This window comes from Methylobacterium sp. DB0501, assembly GCF_011043735.1.
Lineage (GTDB): Bacteria > Pseudomonadota > Alphaproteobacteria > Rhizobiales > Beijerinckiaceae > Methylobacterium > Methylobacterium alsaeris.
Genome location: NZ_JAAKGV010000011.1, coordinates 79,786 through 91,786, shown reverse-complemented (window position 1 = coordinate 91,786; position 12,001 = coordinate 79,786). Strand labels below are relative to the sequence as shown.

Below are 12,001 nucleotides of genomic sequence, written 5' to 3'. Positions count from 1 at the left end.
CGGCGCCGCCCGTTCCGTCCTGGCATCGGGCGCACAGGCGGCAGCGCTCGCCGGGTAGCGTCAATGGCACTTTTGTCCTAAGCTCCCCGGCAAAATCAGGCCGTGCGGGACCGGCCTTCCCGTGATGTTTCCTCGCCGGACGGCTCGGCAAGGGACACGGGGTCGCCGGCTCGCTCACGCCCGGATACGCGGGAGCCTCCATTCCGATGACCGCCGACACGGCCTCCAGCCTGCTCCAGACGCCGCTGCACGCCCTGCACCAGGAGGCCGGCGCCCGGATGGTGCCGTTCGCCGGCTATCTGATGCCGCTGCAATATCCGCTCGGGCTGCTCAAGGAGCACCTGCATGCCCGCAAGGCCGCCGGGCTGTTCGACGTCTCGCATATGGGCCAGATCGCGGTGCGGGCCCGCTCCGGCGACCTTGCGGACGCCGCCCGCGGCCTCGAGACGGTGCTGCCGATCGACGTTCTCGGCCTCGCTCCCGGGCGCCAGCGCTACGGCTTCTTCACCACGCAGGGCGGCGGCATCCTCGACGACCTCATGCTCGCCAACCTGGGCGACCACTACCTCCTGGTCGTCAACGCCGCCAACAAGGCCGCCGGCCTCGCTCATCTCCTCGACGCGATCGGCACCGAGTGCACGGTCGAGCCGCTCGACCGAGCGCTGATCGCGCTCCAGGGTCCGGGGGCGGAAGCCGCGCTCGCCCGCCACCTGCCGGTGGTGGCCGAGATGCGGTTCATGGATGCGCGCACCGTCACCTTCAACGGCGAGGACGGCGTGGTCGTCCGCTCCGGCTATACCGGCGAGGACGGGTTCGAGATCGCGCTGCCGGCCGAATCCGCCTTGGCGCTCGCCCGGGCGCTGCTTGCCGATCCGGAGGTGAAGCCGATCGGCCTGGGCGCCCGCGATTCGCTGCGCCTCGAAGCGGGCCTGTGCCTGCACGGCTCGGACATCGACCACGAGACCTCGCCGGTCGAGGCCGGCCTGTCCTGGGCGATCCCGAAGGTGCGCCGCCGCGGCGGTGCCCGGGCCGGCGGCTTTCCGGGGTCCGAGCGCATCCTGGCCGAGCTGGAAGAGGCGCCGGCGCGCCTGCGGGTGGGCCTGCGGCCGGAGGGGCGCACCCCGGTACGGGCCGGTGCGGCGCTCTACCAGACCGCCGATGCCTCCGAGGCGGTCGGCCGGGTCACCTCCGGCGGCTTCGGGCCGAGCCTCGACGGGCCGATCGCCATGGGGGTGCTGCCGCGCCCGCTCGCCGTGCCCGGCACTCCCGTCTTCGCCGAGGTGCGCGGCCAGCGCCTGCCCTGCACGGTGGTGCCGCTGCCGTTCCGTCCCGCCGGCTTCAAACGGTCCTGAAGAAAGGGAAGTTTCATGCTGAAATACACCGACGAGCACGAGTGGCTGCGCCTGGAGGGCGATGTGGCGACGGTGGGGATCACCGACCACGCCGCCGAGCAGCTCGGCGACCTCGTCTTCGTCGAGCTGCCGAAGGTCGGTGCCACGCTGACCAAGGGCGCCGCCGCCGCGGTGGTGGAATCGGTCAAGGCAGCCTCCGACGTCTACGCGCCGGTGGACGGCGAGGTGACCGAGGTCAACGAGGATGCGGTAAGCAACCCGGAGAGCGTCGGCACGGATCCGCAGGGCGCCGGCTGGCTCTACCGCGTCCGCCTCAGCGACCCGTCGCAGCTCGACGGATTGATGGACGAAGCGGCCTACCGCGCCTTCGTCGGCTGAGCCGACATCCGTCTCGACGGGCGGGGTCGCACGGCTCCGCCATTCGCTTTCGAGCCGCCCCACGCGGCGCCGATCAGGGCAACTCCCCCATGCCGATGGACAAGTACGATCCCTACGACTTCGCCAACCGCCGCCATATCGGCCCGTCGGTGGACGAGATCGCCGGCATGCTGGAGGTGGTCGGTGCCGAGAGCCTCGACGCCCTGATCGACGAGACCCTGCCGGCCGGCATCCGCCAGAGGGACGCGACCGAGTTCGGCGCCGCCCTGTCGGAGCGCCGGGCGATCGAGCGCCTGCGCGCCACCGCCAACAAGAACAAGCTCCTGACCTCGCTGATCGGCCAGGGCTATCACGGCACCACGATGCCGCCGGCGATCCAGCGCAACATCTTCGAGAACCCGGCCTGGTACACGGCCTACTCGCCCTATCAGCCCGAGATCAGCCAGGGCCGGCTCGAGGCGCTCCTCAACTTCCAGACCTGCGTCAGCGACCTGACGGGGCTCGACATCGCCAACGCCTCCCTCCTCGACGAGGCGACCGCCGCCGCCGAGGCGATGGGCATGGCCCGTCGCATCGCGACAGCGAAGCCCGACACCTTCTTCGTCGACGCGCAGTGCCTGCCGCAGACCATCGCGGTGCTGAAGACCCGGGCCGAACCTTTCGGCTGGCGGATCGTCGTCGGCGATCCCTTCACCGACCTCGACCCCGCGGCCGTGTTCGGCGCGATCGTCCAGTATCCGGGCGTCGAGGGCGCGGCCCACGACTTCACCGACGTGTTCGCGCGCCTGCACGAATCCGGGGCCATCGCCGTGGTGGCGGCCGATCCGCTGGCGCTCACGGTCCTGAAGCCGCCGGGCGAGATGGGGGCCGACATCGCCGTCGGCTCGATGCAGCGCTTCGGCGTGCCGATGGGTTATGGCGGACCCCACGCCGCCTACATGGCGACGCGGGAAGCCCACAAGCGGGCGCTCCCCGGGCGCATCGTCGGCGTCTCGGTCGATTCCCGTGGCAACCGCGCCTACCGGCTCGCGCTCCAGACCCGCGAGCAGCATATCCGGCGCGAGAAGGCGACCTCGAACATCTGCACCAGCCAGGTGCTGCTGGCGGTCATCGCCTCGATGTACGCGGTGTTCCACGGGCCGCGCGGGCTCAAGGCGATCGCGATGCGCATCCACCGCGACGCGACCCGGCTCGCCGCGGGCTTGAACCGGCTCGGCTTCGAGACCCATCCGGACGCCTTCTTCGACACGATCACCGTGACGGTCGGGCCGTTCCAGGGCGTGATCCTGAAGAACGCCGTCGCCAACGGGATCAACCTGCGGAAGGTCGGCAGCGACCGGATCGGCATCACGGTCGACGAGCGCACGAGGCCCGACATCATCGAGGCGGTGTGGCGCGCCTTCGGGGGCGACGCGCTCACGTACGACGAATCCTGGCCCGAGCCGCGCCTGCCGGTCGATCTGGAGCGCACCTCCGATTACCTGACCCACCCGATCTTCCACATGAACCGGGCCGAGAGCGAGATGACGCGCTACATGCGTCGCCTCGCCGACCGCGACCTCGCCCTCGACCGGGCGATGATCCCGCTCGGATCCTGCACGATGAAGCTCAACGCGACCGCCGAGATGCTGCCGGTCTCGTGGCCGGAATTCTCGGAGCTGCATCCCTTCGCGCCGAAGGATCAGGCCGAGGGCTACGCCGAGATGATCGCCGATCTCTCGCAGAAACTCGCCGACATCACCGGCTACGCGGCGATCTCCATGCAGCCGAATTCCGGCGCGCAGGGCGAGTATGCGGGCCTCTTGGCGATCCGCGTCTACCACCTGTCGCGCGGCGAGGGGCACCGCACGATCTGCCTGATCCCGTCCTCGGCCCACGGCACCAACCCGGCCTCGGCGCAGATGTGCGGCATGACCGTCGTGGTGGTCGGGGCCGACCGCAACGGCAACGTCGACGTGGCCGATTTCCGCGCCAAGGCGGAAAAGCACGGAAAAGACCTCGCCGCCTGCATGATCACCTACCCGTCCACCCACGGGGTGTTCGAGGAGGCGGTGCGGGAGATCTGCGACATCACCCACGCCCATGGCGGCCAGGTCTATCTCGACGGCGCCAACCTCAACGCCCTCGTCGGCCTCGCCCGGCCGGGCGACATCGGGGCCGATGTCAGCCACATCAACCTGCACAAGACGTTCTGCATCCCGCATGGCGGCGGCGGGCCCGGCATGGGGCCGATCGGCGTCAAGGCGCACCTGATCCCGTTCCTGCCCGGCCACGTGGAGACCGACGGGCGCGAGTTCTCGGTCTCGGCGGCCCCGTACGGCTCGGCGGCGATCCTGCCGATCTCCTGGAGCTACTGCCTGCTGATGGGCGGGCGGGGTCTCACGCAAGCCACCCGCATCGCGATCCTCAACGCCAATTACATCGCCAAGCGCCTCGCCGGAGCCTACGAGGTTCTCTACACCGGCACGCATGGGCGCGTGGCGCATGAATGCATCATCGATGCCCGCCCGCTGATGAAGAGCGCGGGCGTCAGCGTCGAGGACATCGCGAAGCGCCTGATCGATTGCGGCTTCCACCCGCCGACGATGAGCTGGCCGGTGGCCGGCACGCTGATGATCGAACCGACCGAGTCCGAGACCAAGGGCGAGATCGACCGCTTCTGCGACGCCATGCTGGCGATCCGCGAGGAAATCCGGGCGATCGAGGAGGGCCGGATGGACCGGGCCGACAACCCGCTCAAGAACGCCCCCCACACGGTCGAGGACCTGATCGGCGCCTGGGAGCGGCCCTATTCCCGCGAGGCTGCCTGCTTCCCGGCCGGCGCCTTCCGGGTCGACAAGTACTGGCCGCCGGTCAACCGGGTCGACAACGCCTATGGCGACCGCAACCTGGTCTGCGCCTGTCCGCCGGTGGAGAGCTACATGAAGGCGGCGGAGTAGGCGGAGGTTCGGAGCGCCCGGTCTCGGTGGAGGCCGGGCGCCGCCCGGATCAGGCCGCGTCCGGGATGCGAAGCTTGGCATGCAGCCCGGCTGCGGCCAGGAGGGCGACGAGATCGTCGCGTGGAAACGCGTTGATCCTGCCGCGCGTGAGATCCGCGACACGAGGCTCCGTCATGCCGCCTCGGCCGCCGTCCGCTCCTTCGCCCGGATATGCCGCTGCATCAGGCCGTCGGCTCATCTCGAATGTTCGATGCCAGGCCAGCGGCTTGGCGAAGATTCGAGAACGGAATCAAAGGTCGCTTTCAACGACCGTTGGTATGATCCTCCACCCGTCGAGTTGAGCAGGCTTGGCTCCGCATCTCGCCTGGAATATCCTCGGTGGATATTCTTTATCTCCGCGTGGAACAGGCCAGGCCCTTTTCGCCAAGGATCCAGAGGTCGACGCACTCGCTCGGGCACTGGCGTCACTCAGGCGCACCACCAAGACCGAGGCGGTGCGGCAGGCCCTGCGCAGCGAAATCGATCGCGAGAAGAACAAGTTCGATCTCGTCGCCCAGTCGATCGCCTTCGCGCGCGGACTTCGAGAACAGGCCGGCCCAAATCCTCGCCCCGCCGACAAGGCCTTCATCGACGGGTTGTACGAGGATCCGTGATGTTCATCGATGCTCCGCATCGACCGCGATCCTCGCCGGCGAGCCGGATGCGGCGGCCCTCGTCGCGCGCCTTCAGCAGGCTCACCAGCGCGTTACATCGCCACTCGCGGTCTGGGAGACGAAGGTCGCACTCGCCCGCATCCTCAACCTGCCACTTACCAACGTGCAGCGGGCCATGCGCGACTACCTCACGCTCGCGTCGGTCGAGGTTGTCGCCCTGCCTCCCAGGGTGGCCGACGGCGCGATCGAAGCGTTCGATCGCTATGGCAAAGGCCGTCATCCCGCCGGGCTCAATTTCGGAGATTGCTTCGCTTGCGCCTGTGCCCAGATCTACCGGATGCCACTCCTTTTCAAAGGCGACGATTTTCCCCTGATCGACATCCCGGCCGCCTGAGAGAGCCTCCCCTCGACGGGCGCCTCAGCCCGCCTCCCCCAGATAATCCCGCCAGATCGCCTTCTCACCCAGCCCCGCCGAGAACGCGGCATGCGCCGCCCGCTCGGCATCGGTGAGCCGGCTGCGGGTCGGGCGGGGGCCGTGCTCGACGGGGGCCGCACGCAAGGAGGGACCGGCCGGGCCGGCATTGCCGTCCACCGTCAGCCCGAGCGTCGTCTGCTTGCCGCCGAGCAGCTCGATATAGACCTCGGCGAGGATCTGCGAATCGAGGAGCGCGCCGTGCTTGGTGCGGCGGGAATTGTCGATGCCGTAGCGCGAGCAGAGCGCGTCGAGGTTGTTGGCCGCCCCCGGATGCTTGCGGCGGGCGAGCGCCAGGGTGTCGACGACGGAGGCCAGGTCGATCAGGGGCGGGGCCTTGTCGCCCAGGCGCGCGTACTCGGCGTTGAGGAAGCCGACGTCGAAGGCGGCGTTGTGGATCACGAGCGTCGCGTCGCCGCAGAAGTCCAGGAAGTCGGGCAGGATCTGCGCGAAGAGCGGCTTGTCGGAGAGGAACGCGTCGGAGAGGCCGTGGACCCGGAACGCCCCCTCCGAGACCGGCCGCTGCGGGTTGATGTAGCGGTGGAACTCGCGCCCCGACGGGATGTGATTGAGGAGCTCGATGCAGCCGATCTCGATCAGCCGGTCGGTCTTGGCCTCGGTGCCGGTGGTCTCGGTGTCGAGGACGATCTCGCGCAGCATCCTGCGGCTCCCCTGTGAGAATGGTTCCGACCGGTGTAGCGACGAAGCGTTAACCGGCCCGCCTCGCCGCCGCCGCGGCGATCACCGCGTCGACCTGCGCCTCGGCATGGGGGAAGCCCCGGTCGGTCTCGATCAAGAAGTCGGCGCGCCGGCGCTTCTCGGCGTCGGGCATCTGCTTGGCCAGGATCTGCGCGAAGGCCTCCCCGGTCATGCCCGGCCGGGCCAGCACCCGGGCGCGCTGCACCTCGGGCGGGGCGGTGACCACCGCGACGGCGTCGCACCCCGCCTCGCCGCCGGTCTCGAACAGCAGCGGCACGTCGAGCACGACGAGCGGCGCCGCGGCGTGGGTGGCGAGGAAGTCGTCCCGCGCCTGACGCACCAGGGGGTGGACCAGGGATTCGAGGCGGCGCAGGCGCTCGGGCTCGCCCAGCACGGCGTTGCGCAGGGCGGCCCGGTCGACCGAGCCGTCGGGGGCGAGCGTCCCGGGGAAGGCCTCGCCGATCGCCGCCGCTGCCGCCCCGCCCGGCCCGTAGAGGGCGTGCACGCAGGCATCGGCGTCGTGGACCGGCACGCCGCGCGCCCGGAACATCGCCGCGGTGGCGCTCTTGCCCATGCCGATCGAGCCGGTGAGGCCGAGGACGAACGGCCGGCTCATCCGTGGCTCCCGAGATCGGCGACGATGCGCGCGCGCAGGGCCGGCGACACGTCGGGCGTGCGGCCGAACCAGCGCGAGAAGCCCGGCACCGCCTGGTGCAGCAGCATGCCGAGGCCGTCGACGGCCGGCAGCCCCCGGGCCCGGGCGGCGGCGAGAAGCGGGGTCTCGAGCGGCACGTAGACGATGTCGGAGACCGCCGCCCGATCGGGCAGCGGCGCGAGATCGAGGACGAGCGCGTCCTGCCCGGCCATGCCGAGGGCGGTGGTGTTGACGAGGAGCCCGGTCTCCGGGAGTTGCGCCGGCACCGCGTCCCACGACACCGCCTCGATCCGGGCCGGGTCGAGGGCGGTCAGGCCCTCGGCGCGCTCGGCGCTGCGGTTGGCGACGATGAGGCGGGGAAGGCCGCGCTCGAGGAGCCCGACCAGGATGGCGCGCGCCGCCCCGCCGGCCCCGAGCACCAGGGCGGCCCGGCCCGCGGCGACGCCCGTCGCCTCGGGCCAGCCGGCGCCGAGGCTGGCATCGAGATGGCCGAGGAAGCCGGGCGCGTCGGTGTTGTCGCCGTGCAGGCGCCCATCCTCGAACCACAGCGTGTTGACGGCGCCGATCCGCTCCGCCCGCGGCGTCAGCACCTCGGCGAGGCGGAACGCCGCCTCCTTGTGCGGGATCGTGACGTTGCCGCCGACCCAGCCTTCGGCCCGCAGGCTGCGAACGAAGTCCGGGAAGGCGTCGGGATGGACGTCGACGCGCTGGTAGGATCCCGGCAGGCCGTGCTCGGCGAGCCAGTGGCCGTGGATCAGCGGCGAGCGCGAATGGGCGATCGGGTGGCCCACCACGAAGGCGCGGGGATGCGGGGTCGTCATCGGGAAGGTCGTCTCAGAAGGCAAGAAGTCCCCGTCCGCGCAACCGCGCGAGCAGGGGCAGGAGCGGCAGGCCCAGGATGGTCGAGTGGTCGCCCTCGATACGGTCGAACAGATGGATGCCGGCGCCCTCGAGCTGGTAGGCGCCGACGCTGCCGGTGACGGCGGGGCCGGCGGCGTCGAGATAGGCGGCGATTGCCGCCTCGCCGAGCGGCCGCATGGTGAGCCGCGCCGTCACCACGAAGCCCTCGACCACCGCGCCGTCGATCGCCAGCGCCACGGCGGAGTGGAGCGCGTGGGTGCGTCCCTGCAATCTCGCGAGGTGGGCGGCCGCACCCGCCCGGTCGGCGGGCTTGTGGAAGACCGTGCCGTCGAGGTCGAGCACCTGGTCGGCGCCGATCACCACCCGGTCGGGCGCTCGGCCCGCGACGGACGCGGCCTTGGCGGCGGCCAGGCGCCCGGCGAGGCTCTCGGGGGAGAGGCTCTCGGCCGCCGCCTCGACGGCGCGCTCGTCGACGTCCGGGGCCCGGGTCTCGACGGCGAGCGCCGCCGATTCGAGCAGCCCGCGCCGGGTCGGGCTGGTCGAGGCGAGGAGGAGCGGCGCGGGCCCGCGCCAGAGGGAGGACATGGAGAAGGACGTGGGGGAGGACATGGGCGGCATCGGCGTCAATCGGCGATGAACTTCAGACGATGCTCGCGGTGGAGGTCGACGATCGCCGCCGCCGTCTCCTCGATCGAGCGCCGGGTGACGTCGATCACCGGCCAGCGGTTGCGGGCGAAGAGCCGGCGCGAGGTCGCGATCTCGTTCGCCACCGCGTCGCGGTCGACGTAGGAGGACGAATCGTCGGCCTTGAGGCTGAGCAGGCGGTTCTGGCGGATCTGCACGATCCGCTCCGGCGAGGCGATCAGCCCGACGATGAGCGGCTGGCGCAGGGTCTCGAGCACCGCCGGCGGCGGCACGCCGGGGATCAGCGGGATGTTGGTGGTCTTCAGGCCGCGATTGGCGAGGTAGATCGCCGTCGGCGTCTTCGAGGTGCGGCTCACCCCGAGCAGGATCACGTCCGCCTCGTTGAGGTCGAGCGGCAGGTTGCCGTCGTCGTGGGCGAGCGTGAAGTTCATCGCGTCGATGCGCTTGAAGTACTCCGCGTTCAGCATGTGCTGGGCGCCCGGCCGGGCGGTGGAGTGGGTGCCGAGATAGGATTGCAGCAGCCGGTGCACCGGCTCCAGCACCGAGAGCAGCGGCGAGCCGGTGGCCCGGCAGGCCTCTTCCAGGCGCTCGGTCAGTTCGCGCCCGACCAGGGTGTAGAGCACGATGCCGGGGGCCTGCTCGATCTCGTTGATCACCCGTTCGAGCTGGGTGCCGGAGCGCACGAGGGGATAGACGTGCTCGATCGCCGAGACCCCCTCGTACTGCGCGGCCACGGCGCGGCCGACATTGATCAGGGTCTCGCCGGTGGAATCCGACACGAGGTGGAGGTGGAAGTAGCTGCGGACCACGCGGACTCCCCGGGCTCGCCGCTCCGTGCGGCAGACGCTGGCGCATTTTCCGACGAGGCGGGTACCGGTTCGTCGCGGAAAATGCAGCACGATCAAAGGTCTGGAGCAGAACCCGATGGCCAGGCGATCGGGCGCCGCTCCAGCGATTCCGGCGCCCGGCCTGTCGTCCACCGATCGGCCGCGCGGAGTCGATGAGTGTGGATAATGCGCCGACGAAGCGAGGTCCAGGCGCGAGGCCTGTGGGTTAACGGCTCGACGCCTCAACAGGCCGACCGTTAACACTCGTGGCGGGCCGCCCGTGGGAGAATCCGGGACGTGGGACCGCCGAGTCGAGTCCGGCAGGGGCCAAGCCCCTCCTGACTCTCGTGATCCTTCGACAATGGAGCAAATCTGTTAAAGGCCTCTTAACGCACCGGCGGTGGGGACGGCCTGTGGACGCCGCTGGGGCCCCGCGATGCCTGCCCCCAATAGAAAAAACAGATTCCTAGAATCTCTCTTTTCTTTTCAGAGGCCTGGGTGGGGACGAGGATCGCCGGGGGTCGCGACCACGCGTCGGGCTGGCGCCGAGGGGCGGTTCTCGGCATAGGGAAACGACCGCCGGCGTGGCGGCAGACGGTTTTCGGGGGGACGGAGAATGGGCGGGACCGCGGGAACCGGACGGGGGGCCGCCGAGCGGCCGATCCTGCGGGTGCTGAACGGCGAGGCACTCTCGCCGCCGCCGGCCTGGATGATGCGCCAGGCCGGGCGCTACCTGCCGGAATACCGGGCGGTGCGGGCCGAGGCGGGATCGTTCCTCGACCTCTGCTACAACCCCGACTTCGCCACCGAGGTCACCCTGCAGCCGATCCGCCGCTTCGGCTTCGAGGCGGCGATCCTGTTCTCCGACATCCTGGTGGTGCCCCACGCATTGGGCCAGGACGTGCGCTTCGTGGAAGGGGAGGGGCCCCGCCTCGACCCGATGGCCGGCCGGCCGGAATTCGACCGGCTGATCGAAGCGGGCGACCCGCGGATCATGCGCCACTTGCGTCCCGTCTTCGAGACCGTCGGGCGGCTGCGCGCGGAATTGCCGGCCGAGACGACGCTGCTGGGCTTCTGCGGCGCGCCCTGGACGGTGGCGAGCTACATGATCGGCGGGCGCGGCACGCCGGACCTGGCCCCCGCCCGCGACCTCGCCGCCCGCGACCCCGCCCTCCTCGATGCGCTGATCGACCGGCTGGTCGCGGTCTCGATCGAGTACCTGGTGCGCCAGTTCGAGGCCGGCGCCGACGCGGTGCAGATCTTCGAGAGCCATGCCGGCGCCCTGCCGGACGTGCCCGCCGGGGAGACCGGCGACGCCCTCGCGCGCTGGAGCCTCGGGCCGATCGCCCGGATGGTGTCCGGCATCCGCGCCCGGGTGCCCGGCGCCAGGATCATCGTCTTCGCCCGCGGCTCGGGGCTCGACGGCCATGCCCGCGTCGCCGGGGAGACCGGCGCCGATGCGGTCGGGGTCGACTGGGCGGTGGATCTGAAGGCCCTCCGCGCCCGCCTGCCGGCCTCGGCGGTCACGCAGGGCAACCTCCACCCCGAGACCCTGATCGCCGGTGGCGAGGCCCTGGACGCGGCCGTGGACGCCATCCTGGAGGCCACCGCCGGCACGCCCCACATCTTCAACCTCGGCCACGGCATCACCCCGCAGACGCCGATACCCCATGTCGAGCGGATGCTGGCGCGGCTGCGGGGGTGAGGGGAGGGGGGCTCGGCTCGCTCTCCGCGACGGCCCTGCATCCCTCCGGGTCGTCCCACGGCCGCCGCGCAATGAACCCTCCCCCACTCTGCGGGGGAGGGTGCCCCACGAGGTGGGGCGGGAGAGGGGAACCACGCTTCCGGAAAGGTCGCGAGCGTCATGGAGGGCGCCCACTGAACTTATGTCGCGCTGCCCCTCTCCCGGCCTGCACCGCCGGCCGCCCTCCCCCGTCCCAAGTCGGGCATGCCCGATTTGGGCACGTCGATACGGACCTCGGGCAAGCCCGAGGTCCGTGGGGGGAGGGTTTCGGCGCGGCGGCCGTCGCTCCCGCACCTCGCAGCCTGCTGTAAGATTTCGAAAAACCTTACATCCCCAACAGGAACCATCCCACCGTGTATCTCTGGATCAAGTCCGCCCACATCATCGCGCTCATCGCCTGGATGGCGGCGATGCTCTACCTGCCGCGGCTGTTCGTCTATCACGCGGCGCAGCCGGCGGGGTCGGCGCAGGGCGAGATCTTCAAGGTGATGGAGCGGCGGCTCGCCAAGGCGATCATGCTGCCGGGAATGATCGCCACCTGGATCTTCGGCATCGCCCTCGCGGTGATGAGCGGCGCCTACACGCAGGGCTGGATGCACGCCAAGTTCGCCCTGGTCCTGGCGATGAGCGGCATCCACGGCTGGCTGTCGCGGATGGTCAAGGACTTCGCCGCCGACCGGAACACCCGCAGCCCCAAATTCTACCGGGTGCTCAACGAGGTGCCGACGCTGCTGATGGTCCTCATCGTGATCCTGGTGGTGGTGAAGCCGTTCTGA

13 protein-coding genes are annotated in these 12,001 nt (G+C 70.7%); 7 read left to right on the top strand and 6 right to left on the bottom strand.

What is annotated here, in order from left to right; genetic code table 11:
* The first annotated feature begins 206 nt into the window (after positions 1-206).
* The 3 genes from gcvT (at position 207) to gcvP (ending at position 4,669) form a co-directional block, all read left to right on the top strand.
* On the top strand, positions 207-1,352 hold the full coding sequence (gcvT, locus tag G4G93_RS17450; RefSeq protein WP_165085850.1) for a glycine cleavage system aminomethyltransferase GcvT: 1,146 nt from the start codon (positions 207-209) through the stop codon (positions 1,350-1,352).
* A 15-nt stretch (positions 1,353-1,367) separates the two neighbouring features.
* Positions 1,368-1,730, top strand: a complete 363-nt coding sequence (gcvH, locus tag G4G93_RS17445; RefSeq protein ID WP_165085848.1) for a glycine cleavage system protein GcvH — start codon at positions 1,368-1,370, stop codon at positions 1,728-1,730.
* An 89-nt stretch (positions 1,731-1,819) separates the two neighbouring features.
* A complete protein-coding gene (gcvP, locus tag G4G93_RS17440) occupies positions 1,820-4,669 on the top strand; it encodes an aminomethyl-transferring glycine dehydrogenase (RefSeq protein ID WP_165085846.1) in 2,850 nt (949 codons plus the stop codon).
* A 49-nt stretch (positions 4,670-4,718) separates the two neighbouring features.
* Here the strand turns inward: gcvP and G4G93_RS36420 are convergent, their stop codons facing one another.
* The gene (locus tag G4G93_RS36420) at positions 4,719-4,844 is read right to left on the bottom strand and encodes a hypothetical protein (RefSeq protein ID WP_281409706.1); all 126 of its coding nucleotides are present in this window, start codon (positions 4,842-4,844) and stop codon (positions 4,719-4,721) included.
* A 172-nt stretch (positions 4,845-5,016) separates the two neighbouring features.
* On the opposite strand from G4G93_RS36420, the gene G4G93_RS17435 reads away from it, so the two are divergent.
* Both G4G93_RS17435 and G4G93_RS17430 read left to right on the top strand, forming a co-directional pair.
* Positions 5,017-5,322 (top strand): type II toxin-antitoxin system VapB family antitoxin, encoded by a 306-nt coding sequence (locus G4G93_RS17435; protein ID WP_206289844.1) that lies wholly within the window; start codon positions 5,017-5,019, stop codon positions 5,320-5,322.
* Complete coding sequence (locus G4G93_RS17430; protein ID WP_312892093.1) at positions 5,213-5,716, top strand: type II toxin-antitoxin system VapC family toxin; 504 nt, start codon at positions 5,213-5,215, stop codon at positions 5,714-5,716. Before G4G93_RS17435 ends, G4G93_RS17430 begins: the two co-directional genes overlap by 110 nt.
* A 24-nt stretch (positions 5,717-5,740) precedes the next feature.
* On the opposite strand, the gene dnaQ is transcribed toward G4G93_RS17430, so the two are convergent.
* From dnaQ to G4G93_RS17405, 5 genes are read right to left on the bottom strand one after another with little or no spacing between them, the layout of a single operon-like run.
* Positions 5,741-6,454, bottom strand: a complete 714-nt coding sequence (gene dnaQ / locus G4G93_RS17425) for a DNA polymerase III subunit epsilon (RefSeq protein WP_165085844.1) — start codon at positions 6,452-6,454, stop codon at positions 5,741-5,743.
* 49 nt (positions 6,455-6,503) lie between these two features.
* A complete protein-coding gene (coaE, locus tag G4G93_RS17420; RefSeq protein WP_165085843.1) occupies positions 6,504-7,109 on the bottom strand; it encodes a dephospho-CoA kinase in 606 nt (201 codons plus the stop codon).
* Positions 7,106-7,969: a shikimate dehydrogenase gene (locus tag G4G93_RS17415; RefSeq protein ID WP_165085841.1), complete on the bottom strand. Its 864-nt coding sequence runs from the start codon at positions 7,967-7,969 to the stop codon at positions 7,106-7,108. Before G4G93_RS17415 ends, coaE begins: the two co-directional genes overlap by 4 nt.
* Before the next feature lie 13 nt (positions 7,970-7,982).
* Positions 7,983-8,618, bottom strand: a complete 636-nt coding sequence (locus G4G93_RS17410; protein WP_165085840.1) for a Maf family nucleotide pyrophosphatase — start codon at positions 8,616-8,618, stop codon at positions 7,983-7,985.
* A 14-nt stretch (positions 8,619-8,632) separates the two neighbouring features.
* Entirely contained in the window at positions 8,633-9,463 is an 831-nt protein-coding gene (locus G4G93_RS17405) for a pyruvate, water dikinase regulatory protein (protein ID WP_165085838.1), read from the bottom strand.
* A gap of 634 nt (positions 9,464-10,097) precedes the next feature.
* On the opposite strand from G4G93_RS17405, the gene hemE reads away from it, so the two are divergent.
* The gene (gene hemE / locus G4G93_RS17400) at positions 10,098-11,186 is read left to right on the top strand and encodes a uroporphyrinogen decarboxylase (RefSeq protein ID WP_165085836.1); all 1,089 of its coding nucleotides are present in this window, start codon (positions 10,098-10,100) and stop codon (positions 11,184-11,186) included.
* 392 nt (positions 11,187-11,578) lie between these two features.
* Positions 11,579-12,001, top strand: coding sequence for a protoporphyrinogen oxidase HemJ (hemJ, locus tag G4G93_RS17395; RefSeq protein WP_165085835.1), 423 nt, complete (start codon positions 11,579-11,581; stop codon positions 11,999-12,001).

What these genes read in the sequence shown, in the direction of transcription:
- gcvH (WP_165085848.1), top strand. Translation starts at nt 1,368, where the DNA reads ATGCTGAAATACACCGACGAGCACGAGTGGCTGCGCCTGGAGGGCGAT.
- dnaQ (WP_165085844.1), bottom strand. Translation starts at nt 6,454, where the DNA reads ATGCTGCGCGAGATCGTCCTCGACACCGAGACCACCGGCACCGAGGCC.
- gcvP (WP_165085846.1), top strand. Translation starts at nt 1,820, where the DNA reads ATGCCGATGGACAAGTACGATCCCTACGACTTCGCCAACCGCCGCCAT.
- hemE (WP_165085836.1), top strand. Translation starts at nt 10,098, where the DNA reads ATGGGCGGGACCGCGGGAACCGGACGGGGGGCCGCCGAGCGGCCGATC.
- G4G93_RS36420 (WP_281409706.1), bottom strand. Translation starts at nt 4,844, where the DNA reads ATGACGGAGCCTCGTGTCGCGGATCTCACGCGCGGCAGGATCAACGCG.
- G4G93_RS17415 (WP_165085841.1), bottom strand. Translation starts at nt 7,969, where the DNA reads ATGACGACCCCGCATCCCCGCGCCTTCGTGGTGGGCCACCCGATCGCC.
- G4G93_RS17410 (WP_165085840.1), bottom strand. Translation starts at nt 8,618, where the DNA reads ATGTCCTCCCCCACGTCCTTCTCCATGTCCTCCCTCTGGCGCGGGCCC.
- coaE (WP_165085843.1), bottom strand. Translation starts at nt 7,109, where the DNA reads ATGAGCCGGCCGTTCGTCCTCGGCCTCACCGGCTCGATCGGCATGGGC.
- gcvT (WP_165085850.1), top strand. Translation starts at nt 207, where the DNA reads ATGACCGCCGACACGGCCTCCAGCCTGCTCCAGACGCCGCTGCACGCC.